Origin of the sequence: Uliginosibacterium sp. 31-16, from assembly GCF_030730865.1 — a bacterium.
Taxonomy (GTDB): Bacteria; Pseudomonadota; Gammaproteobacteria; order Burkholderiales; family Rhodocyclaceae; genus Uliginosibacterium.
In genome coordinates this window covers 226,203-239,559 of the sequence record NZ_JAVALZ010000002.1, presented here as the reverse complement: position 1 = coordinate 239,559, position 13,357 = coordinate 226,203, and the positions used below count along the sequence as shown (strand labels likewise).

Sequence of the window (13,357 nt, the reverse complement as noted above, 5' to 3'; positions counted from 1 at the left end):
TGGCAATGTGCCTTGCACAGGCCCGCCGGATGCGGGTTTTCGGGATGCAGGTGCTGTCAGGCTTTCTGGATGGGTCTTTCCCGGCAGGTAACAAAAAACCCGCCAATCGGCGGGTTTTTTTGTTGTCGGTGCCGCGTCAATGCATCAACGCGAAATCGGCTTGTAGCGGATGCGCTTCGGCTTGGCCCCTTCTTCGCCCAGACGCTTCTTCTTGTCTTCTTCGTACTCGGTGTAGTTGCCGGCGAAGAAGGTCCATTGCGATTCGCCTTCGCAGGCCAGGATGTGGGTGGCGATGCGGTCGAGGAACCAGCGGTCGTGCGAGGTGACCATCGCGCAGCCGGAGAACTCCAGCAGGGCGTCTTCCAGCGCACGCAAGGTTTCCACGTCTAGATCGTTTGACGGCTCATCGAGCAGCAGCACGTTGCCGCCTTCGACCAAGGTCTTCGCCAGATGCAGACGGCCGCGCTCACCACCGGAGAGCTTGCCGACGATCTTGGCCTGATCACCGCCCTTGAAGTTGAAGCGGCCGATGTAGGCGCGGCTGGGCATTTCGAACTTGCCCACGGTCAGCACGTCGGCGCCGTCGGCAATGGCTTCGAACACGGTCTTGCTGTCGTCCAGACCTTCGCGGGTCTGATTCACAGCAGCGATCTTCACGGTCGAGCCGATATCGATCTCGCCCGAATCCGCCTTCTCGGTGCCCTGGATCATGCGGAACAGGGTCGATTTACCGGCACCGTTCGGGCCGATCACGCCGACGATGGCGCCGGGCGGAATCGAGAAGCTCAGGTTGTCGATCAGCAGGCGATCGCCGAAGCCCTTGGACACGCCCTTGAACTCGATGACCTGATTGCCCAGACGCTCGCCCGGCGGGATAAAGATTTCGTGGGTCTCGTTGCGCTTCTGGTATTCGACCGCGCTCATTTCCTCGTAGCGGGCGAGACGCGCCTTGCTCTTGGATTGGCGCGCCTTGGCGCCTTGGCGCACCCACTCCAGCTCTTCCTTCATGGCCTTGCGGTGGGCGTCTTCCTGCTTCTGCTCCTGCGCCAGACGGGCGCCTTTCTGCTCCAGCCAGCTGGAGTAGTTGCCCTTCCACGGGATGCCTTCGCCACGGTCGAGTTCGAGAATCCACTCGGCAGCGTTGTCGAGGAAGTAGCGGTCGTGGGTCACCGCGACCACGGTGCCGGGGAAGCGCACGAGGAATTGCTCCAGCCATTCGACGGACTCGGCGTCGAGGTGGTTGGTCGGCTCATCCAGCAGGAGCATGTCCGGCTTGGAGAGCAGCAGTTTGCACAGCGCCACGCGGCGCTTTTCACCGCCGGACAGCGGGCCGATCTTGGCGTCCCAGGGCGGAATGCGCAGGGCGTCGGCGGCGATTTCGAGCTGGGTTTCGACGTCTGCACCGCTGGTGGAAATGATGTTCTCGTACTTGGCCTGCAGCTCGGCCAGCTTGTCGAAGTCGGCATCCGGCTCGGCGTAGGCGGCGTACACCTCTTCGAGCTTCTGCTTGGCTTCCATGACTTCGCCCAGCGCGGATTCGACTTCCTCGCGCACGGTCTTGTTCGGGTCGAGCTCGGGTTCCTGCGGCAGGTAGCCGATGCTCATGCCCGGCATGTGCTGGACTTCGCCGTCGTATTCCTTGTCGACGTTGGCCATGATGCGCAGCACCGTGGATTTGCCTGAGCCGTTGAGGCCCAGCAGGCCGATCTTGGCGCCGGGGAAGAAGGAGAGGGAGATGTCCTTGATGATCTGACGCTTGGGCGGAACAACCTTGTTCACGCGCAGCATCGACATGACGTATTGAGCCATTGGGATTCCGGGGATGGGGATAATTGTGAAGGGCGGAGTTTACCTTGTTGGGCGTGAGGGCGGGTGAAGACTCCCTGCTCTGCAGGGCCAGCGCTGGAAGGCGTCGCCCTGAATGCAGCGTGTTCCCGAAGAGCCGCGTGTAGCTTGGCTTGCAGCAATGCCTGCCCGGAGAGGCGCATGCGGATTGGTTTTGGGCTATGCCTGCCCGAAGAAGTCCGCCGGATGCGGCTGTGCGGACTTTGAGAAAAAGTAGGGCAAAAAAAGGCCCGACCGGGGGATCGGGCCAGAACGCAAGCGTGCAGATCGTTGTCAGGCCTTTGCGGCGCAGGGCGCGCTCCACACGCTGTCCGCAGGGCCGCTGCGGACCCGTCGTGCCGTGGCGCGTGCGGCCCAGAGCAGCATGAAACCGCCGGCCAGCGCGGTGAGGTCTACCCCCAGGGTGCTGGTGTGTGCCCACATGCCCAGTGCCGGGCTGAGCCATGCCAGCAGGCTGGTGAGCGGGATGGCGAAGGTGCATAGCGCGGTCAGCCACAGCAATTCGACTGCCGCACGCCCTGGCCCGCGCAGGAAGGCCCAGGCGAGGCTGGCGAAGAAGATGGCGTAATAGACGTACCAGTGCCAGGCATTCAGGTCTGCCACATGGCCGTTCAGCCATTTGCCGGCAGCGATGGTGAGCGATATGCCGCTGATGCAGCCAAAGCACACGCCAACCGTGCCGGCAGCGAGCCAGCGTGTGTCGCGGCGCTGCTCCGGGATGCTGCCAGACTGTTGTGCCTTCTTGCGACGCGATTCGATCCATAACAGGTTGCCGCTATAGAACAGCCAGGCGCCGGCAAGCCCGAGCAGGAAATACATCCAGCGCACCGGCATGCCGCCAAAGGTTGCCATATGCAGGGCGAAGAAACTTGAAATGGTGAGGTTGGCGCCGTTCTGCTTGCCGGGCATGAAATCGCTGTTCAACACTTTGCCGCTGAACGGATCCAGCGCCACGAAGCCACCCAGCGCACGGGGGGCCAGCGAGGCGGGGGTGGTTCCCCAAACCCTGACCATGGCACGTGGACTGCCGAGGTTGACGTACTGCAGGCTGCTTGGCATGAAGTCTGGCGCAAGTGCACTGGCACGGGCCAGCAACTCGGGTGGAGGCAGCATGCTGGCCGGATCGCGCGGGGCTGGCTTGGCCGTTGGCGAGCCGACGAAGGCCCCGGCAAGATTTCCGCTGTGGATGAGCCGGTTCTGCAAGGCGTAAATGCCGTCGTGGTAGGCAAAGACCACGGCCGTGATGGCCATCACGATGTGAAAGGGCAGGCTGACAATGCCTACGATGTTGTGGGCGTCAAGCCACATGCGTTTGAGGTTTTTGCCTGCACGCAGGGCGAAGAAGTCCTTCACCAGTGAAGGCAGCAGCACGATCACGCCGGAGAACAGTGCCAGCGCGTAGAGACTGGCGACGATACCCATGAACCAGCGGGCCGGGTCGTTATCGAAGGGCAGGCCCACCACGCGATGCAGGATGTCGATGAATTCGGCGAGCTGCGAGGGTTGTGCCTCTTCGATGCGGGCGCTGCCGTTGGTGCTCAGGGTGGCGGTGTAGTGGCGTCCGGCCAGGGCGTCATGGTCGTCCTGACCTTCTTCCCGTTCATGCCAGCTCATGCGCGCGGGTTGATGTTCGGCCAGCTCCAGATTGAGCTGAAAACCCTTGGTGGCTGCCGGGTGGGCCGCCAGCGTACGCTCGATCAGCACCTGGCTGTCCGCCAGCGACACAGCCAGGGCGGCCGGTGCTGGCGGCGACACCCAGCGTGCCAACGGCTCCTTGAACACGGTCAGGGCTCCCGCGTAAAAGGCAATGAACAGGGCCAGACCGGTGAGAATGCCAGTCCAGGTATGAACGCTCTTGTAGATGCGGATGTAATCGCTGCGCATGCAGTTTCCAGTCAGATCAGGCGGGCAGCGCCGAGCACGCCCCAGGCCAGCAGATTGGCGCCGCCAAGCCAGAGCCAGGCACGCAGGCCGCTGGTGAAGAAATAACAGCCAGAGAACACGCTCAGCCATACCGGAACGACCAGCCACATCATGAGCTGGGCGCGGGCGCTCGGAGCGAGTCCGCTGGCAACAAGTGCGAACAGGCCGCTGCAGGCGAAAGCCAGGGTGAGGCCCAGCAGAGCACCTGCCAGCGATTTGACGAACCAGTCGCGGCGGATTGGCGCGGGCTTGACGGTGGAGACTGAAGTCATTCCGCATTCCCTTCTTTTCTCTTTGCAACGTGCGGCGAGTACAGGGCGCCGATGTAAGGCAGAGCGATCCACAACAGCATCAGCCAGGTGAGCAGGGTGAAAGCGGCCACCACCCCCTGCAATGGCTGGCTCAACGCGATGAAAGCTATTGCCAGCAGCACCGAGCCGCCCACCCGTGCCGGGCGGGCGGGCAGGGGCCGGGCGCGCCATCGCTGATGTGGCGAGGCGAGGTAAATCGCCAGGCCGCCAGCCAGGGTCAGAAGCAGACCGGGCAACAGCGCTGCAGTCATCAGAAGTCCACCGTGGCCGAGAGCTTGTAGGTACGTGGGGCGCCCAGGGTGGCCATGCCATCTCCAAAACGACCGGACCAGTAGTGCGTGTCAGTCAGGTTCTCGACCGCCATGCGTAGCACTACAGGTCGGCCCCCTGCGCTGAAGCGGTAGTTGGCTCCCGCATCCCAGCGTGTCCAGGATGGAAGTTCGAGCGTGTTGGCCGCATCCAGGTATTGCTCGCCGGTGTAAGTGACACGTCCGTTGAAGCTCAGGCCCTGCACCCAGGGCAGGTCCCATTCACTGCCGAGGTTGGCTGTCCAGGCCGGTATGCCTGGGGCTTTCTTGCCGTCATTGGCAGCACTGGAGGCGCGAACCTGTTCCCCCACCGTGTAGGCTACGCCACCCAGTACGCGGACCTGGCGGTTGAGCTGGCCGGCGATGCTCCACTCGATGCCCTGATTTTCCTGCTCACCGTCCTGTGCCAGCGTCTTCGACGCTCCGCTGCCGACGTCGATGGCCGAAGGCTTGAGGATGCTGAACAGGCTGAGGGTGTTGATATAACTGCCGGATTCCCATTTCACGCCGATTTCTTTCTGGCGGGTTTTGTAGGGCGCCAGGGTGTCGCCCTGATTGGCGTATCCCACTCCAACGGTGATCCCTGAGCTCAGGCCTTCGATGTAGTTGCCGTACAAGGAAACGTCAGACCCCCAGGGTTTCACGACCAGTCCCAGCATCGGCGTGACAGCGGTCTCGTCATAGGCCTTGGGGCTGGCCATCTTCTGGCGTACATGCTGGGAACGGGCGCCCAGGGTGAGCAGCGTCGTGTCTTCAAACAGGCTCAGGGTGTCAGCCAGCGCAACACTGGTGTTGTGGTTGTCCGCCGAGCGGGCGACTGTGCCATGAGCGCCGGCGATGGTCGGACTTTCGAGCGGGTCGTAAATGTTGGTGGTGTAGCTGGCGCTGGTCGTGACTGGCGCAATTCCTGTGGTGGTTTTGTGGGAGGAGAAGCTGGCTACGAGCTGGTGGGCAATGCTGCCGGTGGCAAGATTGGCGCGCAGGCCGGTCTCGGCTGAGGTGCCGCGAGTGTAGCCGCCCTGGTTGTAGGTCTGTCCGGTGGCATCTCCACTGGCATTGGCTACCACTACCCGGGTGCCATTAAGGAAGCCGTCGTAGTTGTAATTGGCGGTGCCGACGGCAGCGTAGGCACTGAGCTGGCGAGTGAGTTCAAGTTCGCCACGCAACATGGCGCCATCGGTTCGCTGGCGGGCAAACGTGCCGCGCAGGGCGTTCTTGTCCGGGTCCGGGGCGTCTAGCACGCGGCCAAGCTTGCTGAAGCCGATCATCAGCGGACTGCCGTTGTATTGGTTCTGGTGTGCCGAGTAGGTGTCGAATTCCATTTTCCAGCGATCACCACGGTAGTCGACGCCGAGGGAGAAGAAATTGTCGCGTTTCTTCTGATCTTCCAGTCCTGTCTCGCCGTAACCCAGCGAACCGTTGAAACGCACGCCGAGCCGTTTTTCAGAGCCGAAACGGCGGCCGATATCTACTGCCTGGGAAAGGTGGGATGCTGATGTATAACTGCTTGTGGTGCGGGTCAGATCCTGGTCGGGAGCTCGCTTGGTCACCAGATTGACAACGCCGCCAACGGCGCCGCTTGGAGAAATGCCGGAGAGCATGGCGGCTGGGCCTTTGAAAACTTCCACGCGTTCGATGAATTCGGTTGGCACGTGGGCACCGGGCAGCATGCCGTACATGCCGTTGAAGGCCAGTTCGGAGGAATTGACTTCGAAACCGCGAATGGTGATGTTCTCGGCGTTGTGGCCGTCACTGGTGGTAAAGCGGACTGAAGGGTCGTTGCGCAGCACTTCACCAACGGTCGCACTTTGCTGATCTGCGATGGTTTGGGCGGTGTAGGCTGTGACATTGAAAGGGGCGTCCATGACGTCAACATTGCCCAGTACGCCGAGCTTGGCGCCGCGCGCCACCTGGCCGCCAGCGAAGGATGCAGGCAGATCGGTAGGGGAGAGGGTGGTGCCGGTGACTTTGACTGGTGCCAGGGTCGCTTCCCCGGACGGACTCTGACGCGGCTCGTTGGGCTTGACGAGGGTGTAGCTTCCATTGCTCTGGCGGCTGGCATTCAGGTCATGGCCGCGCAGTAATTCGGCAAAGCCCTGCTCGACCGTGAAGATGCCGGACAGGCCACGGCTGCTGCGGCCTTGCAGCAGGCTGGCATCTGCGCTGAATTCGACGCCAGTGACGGCGGCAAAGCTGTTCAACACACGATCCAGCGGTCCTGCCTGGATGTTGTAGCTGCGCGCGGTGCTGCTAGTGGATGCAGTGCTCTGTGCGTAAGCAGCGGGCAGGGTGAAACCGATGGAGCCGAGAACCAGCCCCGTCATCAAGGTGGTGCGAACGGCGATGGTTGTAGCGTTCAAGGTAAGCGCGGCAATCCTTCGTTCGCTTTGCGCGTTGTGGCACACGACGGAGGGAGGGAATGTGTGGCGATTTGCCATGTTGCAGTCCTTTGGGCTCGAGAATGTTGATGGGCTTCATCAGGTATTCCGAACGAGACCGCAAAACCCTCAATGACGATCTGAATTTTTTTGACAGAGCGCTGCTGGCCTGCGATGCAGGTGCAATTTCTGCATGTTCACCGCGTCGACGGATGATCTGTGTGAGTGGGTCACGCCGCCTGCAATGTGACCCAGTAGCGCGTGCGATAAACAGGAGTGACGGGCAAGGCGAGGGAGATGTTTTTCAGTGAGCGATCAGTGTCGCGCAACGAGAACACACCGCTGACGCGCAGATCCGCAATAGCCGGGTCGCACTGCAAAAGCCCTTGGCGGTATCGACCCAACTCGGCGACAAAATCTGCGACGCGCATGTTTTCGGCCAACAAGACGCCATTACTCCAGGCGGCAGCGCTTTCCTGAATCCTGCTTACGGGAGCTATCTTTTCGGAGGAATAATTACTGCCTTGTCCGGCACCGACCTGCATGACCATGCCGGGTTCGCGCGTCGTGCGCAGTTTGACGGAGCCTTCAAAGACGGCGATGCGTGATGAGGTTTCGTCCTGACGTACGCTGAAGCGGGTGCCCAGTGCTTCTACGCAGCCATCGCGGCCATGGACACGGAATGGACGGTGCGTGGCTGCCGGATCCGGCGCGGTACTGATCAGGATTTCGCCTGCACGCAGGGCAATGCGACGCTCCTGCGCATTGAATATCACGTCGATCGTGGTGGCACTGGCTAGTGTGATACGTGTGCCGTCCGACAGTTCAATCTCCCGGATATCGCCCGTTGCCGTCGTGTAGTCCGCCATGCTTCTTTGCCAGATACCGGTGTTGCGCAGCATGCAGGTTGCTCCGCCCACTACGATGCTCAGACCAAACAGGCGACGTGTGTTGCGACGCCTCTTGCAGGCATGGTCAGCAGGTTCTCGCAGTACATGGCGTGCCACGCTGCGGGGCAGGTTGTCGAGCTTGCCTTCGAAGATCTGCAGCTCTTTCCATGCGCGCTCGTTGTCGGGATGGGCTGCCCGCCAGTGGGCGCAGGCTGTTTTCTCGTCTTCGCTGGCTTCACCGGACCACAGGCGCGCCATCCATTCAGCGGCCCTTGTGACGACGTCTTGGGGAATGGTTTCGGAGTCGGGGTTAGGTTGGCCGAGGCTGACTGGGGCGTTCATGAGAGCCTCTGCTCAGCTGTCTTGCCGATGCTGCGCCCGGTAACAGGCTAGAAGCCCGGCGGCGACGTACTTCTCGACAGAGGATGGTGACACTTTCAGGTGATCAGCGATCTCGCGGTAGCTCATGCCATCAAGACGGCACATGAGCAATGCCGTGCGTGCCTTGGGTGCAAGCCCTTGCAGGATGGCATCGATTTCAAGCAGTGCTTCGATAATCAGTGCGCGAACTTCTTCGGAAGGCGCTGTTTGCTCTGGTTGCAGGGCAAGCGCTTCAAGGTAGGCGGCTTCAATCTGCCGACGGCGATACAGATCGATCACCAGACCGTTGGCAATCTGGGTCAGGTGACGGCGGGACTCTCCGGTTTCTGGAATTCGCCCCGTCGCCATGATGCGCAGATAGGTGTCATGGGCCAGATCGGCGGCATCGAAGGCATTGCCCAGTTTTTTGCGAAGCCACCCACGCAGCCATCCGTGGTGCTCGGCGTAGAGGGCTTCAATCTGCTGGTTGAGGGGGAAGTCGGCAATGGTTGCAGCGGTGGCGGACACGATGAAGCTCCTTGTACCCGACAGCAAGACATGGGTACAACATAATCAAATGAGAATGATTATCATTTTATATCTTTCCAAAAAGATGTGCCAGAGCCGATTGACCTGAATGCCTCGGTACGTCTTGGCTATGTGACATTGATCAATGCAGCATCATCTGCATGCGTTTGTGCTTGTCTGACGGACAAAAAAAAGGCCCGACCGGGGGATCGGGCCTGAATGTAACGCTCGTAGATCGGTGACAAGTGCTTTGCCGGGCGGGTTCGGGAGGACGACGGTCCACCCGGCGTGTGCGTTGATCAGCAATGCGACGGAGCGGGCCGGAAGCAGTGTTGCAGCACCGCCGGCCGGAATCGCTCCCGCGCCTTGCTGATCGCGGCGCGAGCTCAGGCCACCGAGGTAATCAGAGATGTGACTTTGCTTCGTTCGACCTCCTTTCCTGGATTGCGCAGTTCACCGGAGCGGGCTTGCTCCAGTGCTTGTACGTCGCCGCAGATCTGGCCGCCGGCTTCGATGAGGATGCTGCCGTAGCGGATCGTGCCCTTGACGCGACCGGTGGCATGAATGACGAGCTTTTCGCGAACGGTGAGTTCGCCTTCAAACTGGCCGTGGATTTCAGCCACATCAATGCCGACCTTGCCGGAGAAGGCGCCTTTCTCGGTGATGCGCAGTACGCGGCTGTCCATGGTGGCTTCGACGCGGCCTTCGACAATGAGGGTGTCGCAGTCCTGGATCTCGGCGCCTTTCAGCTTGACGTCCGGCCCGACGACGAGGCGGCTGGGGGATTCGTGTTCGGGTGTGGTGGCGTGGCTGACGGGCATGGTGGTCTCCGCTGGGGCGATGGGCTGAGTGGCAAGCAACTGGGCTGCCTGGGTTGCGTTCAGTGCTGATGTGTCACGCGAGCGGCCAAGCGGAGGGTAGGCGCCGGGAGTGTGGGTGACGCGAGGCTGGGGCTGGCGTTCCGGTGCAGGCTCTGGCGTGCGGGGCAAGGCTTTGTGAAACATCTCGACTCCTTAAGGGACCGGGGCGGAGCTCTCAATGCGGCTCGCCGACACGGAGACTCTTTGCAGGCAGCGTGCCAGTTCACGAAAACCCTTTTGAAACATGAGCTTGAGCGTTTCGGGGGCATGACGGTGAGTACGTCAGGTGTCGCCGTCCGGCGACAGGAAATGAGCGGTATTGCAGTCGCGGTAGGCGCTGCGGGGCAAAGCACTGTCGCGGATGAGCGACAGGCTGAAGAGCCGCGTGTGGCGGCCTTCTTCAGGCAGCGTGTGTGGAAAGGCGCAGCAGGCGGGCGTCAACAGGCAGGCAGGCCGAAGAGGTCCGCCGGGGGCGGTTCTTCGGCCTGCCTGCCTGCCAGAATGATCTGGGCGCGAAGTGGGGTGACTGGCGCGTGCGCGATCAGTCGTTGCTGCTTTCCTTGAACGCAGCAGGCTCAAGGTGGTAGCGGGCGAGCAGGCGATAGAACTCGGTGCGGTTGCGCTGGGCGAGCCGGGCTGCCTGAGCAGCGTTGCCGCCGGTCAGGCGTAGCAGGCGCACGAGGTAGTCGCGCTCGAAGCGGTGACGGGCTTCTTCGAAGGATTCGATGGCGCCCCCGTCGTCCTGCAGGGCGCGCTGGACCAGTGCGGCAGGAATGACAGGGGTGGTGGTCAGAGCCACGGTCTGCTCGACCACATTCAGCAACTGGCGCACGTTGCCGGGCCAGGGGGCGGCGAGGAGCAGCTCCATGGCCTCGGGCGAATAGGTGGTGACCGGGCGTTTGTAGCGCTCGGCCAGCCGCTGGAGAAAGTGCTGGGCGAGCAGGGGAATGTCTTCCCGGCGCTCGGCCAGCGAGGGGATTGCCAGACCGACAACGTTCAGGCGGTAGTACAGATCGTCACGGAAGCGGCCCTCGCTGCGGGCGGCGTTCAGATCGCGGTGGGTGGCGGAGATGATCCGTACGTCAATCGGGATGCTGCGGGTGGCGCCGACCGGGCGCACTTCGCGTTCTTCCAGCACCCGCAGAAGCTTGACCTGCAGCGGTGTGGGCATGTCGCCGATTTCATCGAGGAAGAGGGTGCCGCCGCGTGCGGACTGGAACAGGCCGTCGTGGTCGCGGTGAGCGCCGGTGAAGGCGCCTTTGACGTGGCCGAAGAGTTCGGATTCGAGCAGCTGCTCGGGGATCGCGCCGCAATTGATCGCCACGAAGGGCTTGTCGGCGCGCGGGCTGGCCTTGTGGATGGCGCGGGCGAGCAGCTCCTTGCCGGCGCCGCTGGGGCCGCTGATGAACACGCTGACTTCGCTGGCCGCGACCAGCTCGGCCTGGCGCAGGAAGTCTTCCATCAGTGCGCTGCGGGTGAGGATCTCGTGGCGCCAGGCGGCGGGTACGCGCACGGTGCTGACCCCGCCGGAATTGCCGATGGCGCGGCGGATCTGGGCGATCAGCTCGGCCGCGTCATAGGGTTTGGTGAGATAGCCGGAGACGCCGCGCTGAGTGGCTTCGATGGCTTCGGGAATGTTGCCGTGGGCGGTGAGAACGATCACCGGCAGGGAGAGATGCTGCTGGCGCACTGCGTCGAACAGGGCGAGTCCGTCCATGCCGGGCATGCGCAGGTCGGTGACGATGATGTCCGGCCGCTGCGAAGCCAGCGCGGCCAGCGCACCGGGGCCGCTGTCCGCACAGCGGGTGTCGAAGCCGCTGGCCTTGAGGCGGATGGAAAGCAGGCGGAGCAGATCGGGGTCGTCGTCAACCAGCAACACGCGGGTGTTGATGACGGGGGCGGCACTGTCTGGGGTGATGGCGGTCATTTGGCTTTCGGGCGATCCTGCATCTTCAGTTCGATGTCGCGCAGGGCTTCAAGCTTCTGGCGCATCTGGTCGTTGGCGAGCTGCGCATCGCGCAGCTTCTGCTGGGCACCGCTGTGGGCTTCTTCGAGCCGGCGGAGGTCCTGCAGCATGGGCAGCAAGAGTTGGGCCAAGGGGTGGTTGCGGCCGCGGCCATTGGCCTCATTGGGGGGCAGGTCCAGCAGGCTCAGGGCGCGGGCGCGGTCGCCGGGTGGAGTCGGCGCGATGGCGAGAAACAGGGCCAGTTGCAGGCGCCGCTCTTCGCTGCGACGGCTGGCGTAATGCTTCTGCAAGGTTTCGGCTTCGGCAGAGAGTTCTGCCGGGCTCATGGCGCGGATGCGGGTGCTTTGCTGCAGGATGTCGGACTCGGTTTCGGCGCTGGTATGCAACAGGCCGACACGGGTGAGCTCGGTGGTGGTGCAGGCGCTGGCGAGCAGGATCAGGCCGGCTCCGAGAATGAGGCCGCGCAGGGTCTGGGTGGTCATGAGGTGATGGGCTCCGTAAGGGGCAGGCGGATGCAGGCGCACGTGCCGCAGGGATGATTGGCTTGCAGCGAGATATCGCCGCCATGAGCAGTAACGAGCTCGTGAACGATGGACAACCCCAGCCCGCTGCCCTTGACCGGGCTGCCCTCGGGCGGCGGCCCCTGGACGAAGGCTTCGAGCATCGCCGGGGCCAGCTCGGCGGAGACGCCAGGGCCACTGTCGCATACTTCGATCATGGCGTAGCGACCTTCAGTGCGGGCGTTGATGAGGATGCGGCTGTGTGGCGGAGCGTATTTGAGGGCGTTGGAGAGCAGGTTGTCGAGGATGACGCGCAACTTGTCACGATCTGCGTGCAGGCAAAGGCTTTCGCCGGCAGCCTCGATGGTGATGCTGCGAGCGGCTGCGGCGAGTTTCTGGTCGGCGACGACCTGTTCGATCACGCTGGCCAGCGCCACGGCTTCGCGCCGCAAATCGCCCGGGGCGAAGCGCAGGGCGCTGTAGTCGAGCAGGTTTTCGATCAGCTTGCGCAGGCGCTGGCAGTTGCTGGCAAGGATCTGGGTGACCTCTTGCTGCTCGGTGTTCAGGGGGCCGGTCACCTTGTCGAGCAGCAGCGCGGTGCCTTCATGCAGGGCGGTGAGCGGGGTCTTGAGTTCGTGCGAGACGTGATGAAGGAGGCGGGTTTTCTGTGCATCCAGCGCCTGCAGACGGGTGCGCAGCCAGTCCAGACGCTGGCCGAGGAGCGCCATGTCGCGGGGGCCGGCCACCCGGATCGGTATATCGAAGCGGCCTTCACCCAGCCCGCGCATCGCCGCCTCAATCTGGCGGAAGGGGCGGCGGATCAGGGCGGTCAGACCCAGCGCCAGGATCAGGCTGATGGGGATCAGCACCCACAGGCGTTGCAGCAACTGGCGGCGGGCAGCGGCGGCCTCGATCTGCAGGGCGTGGATGTCCGCCTCGATGCGGGCATCGGCCTGGCTGACGATGCTGCTGGCGGTATCGCTCATGGCACCAAAGGCTTCCACCAGCGCCGGACTCTGGGACTGGCTCAGGCCGGGCTGCTGGAGGTTTTGCCAGATGGCTTCCTCGGCGGCGCGCAGACTGTCCAGACCGCTGTTCGTATCAAGGATGTCGGCATGCAGCCCGAGGCGGTCTGCCGTCTCGATGAAGGTTTCGCGGCGTCGGGCGTAGGCCGCGAGACCTTGCTCATCAGCCAGAACCAGTTGTTGGCGTGCGAGGCGCTCTAGTGCGGTGAGATGTTCGCTCAGCGCGCGGCTGTCGCGGGTGATGGCCGTGGCACGGGTGATGGCAATTTCGCTGCGGCGACTAAGCTGGTCCAGCGAGAAGTAGGCGCCAAGCAGGGCCAGCACCGGCGGCAGGGCGACCAGCGCAAAGCCAAGCAACAACAGCTTGGGCAGGGATACCGGATAGGGCAGACGCATCAGAAGCTGGTACAAGGAAGGTAAGTTCTTTGTACCAGTTCGTTTGTCGAGGTTCCCGTCAGGGCGA

At 62.9% G+C, this 13,357-nt stretch carries 11 protein-coding genes; all 11 read right to left on the bottom strand.

Features of this window, described 5'->3' with window-relative positions; all coding sequences use genetic code 11:
- Nucleotides 1-144: 144 nt before the first annotated feature.
- Nucleotides 145-1,809 (bottom strand): energy-dependent translational throttle protein EttA, encoded by a 1,665-nt coding sequence (gene ettA, locus Q9Q94_RS08875; protein ID WP_305979703.1) that lies wholly within the window; start codon nucleotides 1,807-1,809, stop codon nucleotides 145-147.
- Nucleotides 1,810-2,118: 309 nt separating this feature from the next.
- Nucleotides 2,119-3,729: a PepSY domain-containing protein gene (locus Q9Q94_RS08870; RefSeq protein WP_305979702.1), complete on the bottom strand. Its 1,611-nt coding sequence runs from the start codon at nucleotides 3,727-3,729 to the stop codon at nucleotides 2,119-2,121.
- An 11-nt stretch (nucleotides 3,730-3,740) separates the two neighbouring features.
- Nucleotides 3,741-4,040, bottom strand: a complete 300-nt coding sequence (locus tag Q9Q94_RS08865; protein ID WP_305979701.1) for a hypothetical protein — start codon at nucleotides 4,038-4,040, stop codon at nucleotides 3,741-3,743.
- Nucleotides 4,037-4,330, bottom strand: coding sequence for a hypothetical protein (locus tag Q9Q94_RS08860; protein WP_305979700.1), 294 nt, complete (start codon nucleotides 4,328-4,330; stop codon nucleotides 4,037-4,039). The genes Q9Q94_RS08865 and Q9Q94_RS08860 overlap by 4 nt, the downstream gene beginning before the upstream one ends.
- A complete protein-coding gene (locus Q9Q94_RS08855; protein WP_305979699.1) occupies nucleotides 4,330-6,825 on the bottom strand; it encodes a TonB-dependent receptor in 2,496 nt (831 codons plus the stop codon). Before Q9Q94_RS08855 ends, Q9Q94_RS08860 begins: the two co-directional genes overlap by 1 nt.
- 170 nt (nucleotides 6,826-6,995) lie before the next feature.
- Complete coding sequence (locus Q9Q94_RS08850; RefSeq protein ID WP_305979698.1) at nucleotides 6,996-7,997, bottom strand: FecR domain-containing protein; 1,002 nt, start codon at nucleotides 7,995-7,997, stop codon at nucleotides 6,996-6,998.
- Nucleotides 7,998-8,009: 12 nt separating this feature from the next.
- Entirely contained in the window at nucleotides 8,010-8,543 is a 534-nt protein-coding gene (locus tag Q9Q94_RS08845) for a sigma-70 family RNA polymerase sigma factor (protein ID WP_305979697.1), read from the bottom strand.
- A 386-nt stretch (nucleotides 8,544-8,929) separates the two neighbouring features.
- Nucleotides 8,930-9,547, bottom strand: a complete 618-nt coding sequence (locus Q9Q94_RS08840) for a polymer-forming cytoskeletal protein (RefSeq protein WP_305979696.1) — start codon at nucleotides 9,545-9,547, stop codon at nucleotides 8,930-8,932.
- Nucleotides 9,548-9,944: 397 nt separating this feature from the next.
- Nucleotides 9,945-11,330, bottom strand: a complete 1,386-nt coding sequence (locus Q9Q94_RS08835) for a sigma 54-interacting transcriptional regulator (protein WP_305979695.1) — start codon at nucleotides 11,328-11,330, stop codon at nucleotides 9,945-9,947.
- Nucleotides 11,327-11,851 carry a hypothetical protein gene (locus tag Q9Q94_RS08830; protein ID WP_305979694.1) on the bottom strand — a complete coding sequence of 175 codons (525 nt, stop codon included), beginning with the start codon at nucleotides 11,849-11,851 and terminating at the stop codon, nucleotides 11,327-11,329. Before Q9Q94_RS08830 ends, Q9Q94_RS08835 begins: the two co-directional genes overlap by 4 nt.
- Nucleotides 11,848-13,305 (bottom strand): ATP-binding protein, encoded by a 1,458-nt coding sequence (locus Q9Q94_RS08825; RefSeq protein ID WP_305979693.1) that lies wholly within the window; start codon nucleotides 13,303-13,305, stop codon nucleotides 11,848-11,850. The genes Q9Q94_RS08830 and Q9Q94_RS08825 overlap by 4 nt, the downstream gene beginning before the upstream one ends.
- Between the last annotated feature and the right edge of the window lie 52 nt (nucleotides 13,306-13,357).

What these genes read in the sequence shown, in the direction of transcription:
- ettA (WP_305979703.1), bottom strand. Translation starts at nt 1,809, where the DNA reads ATGGCTCAATACGTCATGTCGATGCTGCGCGTGAACAAGGTTGTTCCG.
- Q9Q94_RS08870 (WP_305979702.1), bottom strand. Translation starts at nt 3,729, where the DNA reads ATGCGCAGCGATTACATCCGCATCTACAAGAGCGTTCATACCTGGACT.
- Q9Q94_RS08865 (WP_305979701.1), bottom strand. Translation starts at nt 4,040, where the DNA reads ATGACTTCAGTCTCCACCGTCAAGCCCGCGCCAATCCGCCGCGACTGG.
- Q9Q94_RS08860 (WP_305979700.1), bottom strand. Translation starts at nt 4,330, where the DNA reads ATGACTGCAGCGCTGTTGCCCGGTCTGCTTCTGACCCTGGCTGGCGGC.
- Q9Q94_RS08855 (WP_305979699.1), bottom strand. Translation starts at nt 6,825, where the DNA reads ATGGCAAATCGCCACACATTCCCTCCCTCCGTCGTGTGCCACAACGCG.
- Q9Q94_RS08850 (WP_305979698.1), bottom strand. Translation starts at nt 7,997, where the DNA reads ATGAACGCCCCAGTCAGCCTCGGCCAACCTAACCCCGACTCCGAAACC.
- Q9Q94_RS08840 (WP_305979696.1), bottom strand. Translation starts at nt 9,547, where the DNA reads ATGTTTCACAAAGCCTTGCCCCGCACGCCAGAGCCTGCACCGGAACGC.
- Q9Q94_RS08835 (WP_305979695.1), bottom strand. Translation starts at nt 11,330, where the DNA reads ATGACCGCCATCACCCCAGACAGTGCCGCCCCCGTCATCAACACCCGC.
- Q9Q94_RS08830 (WP_305979694.1), bottom strand. Translation starts at nt 11,851, where the DNA reads ATGACCACCCAGACCCTGCGCGGCCTCATTCTCGGAGCCGGCCTGATC.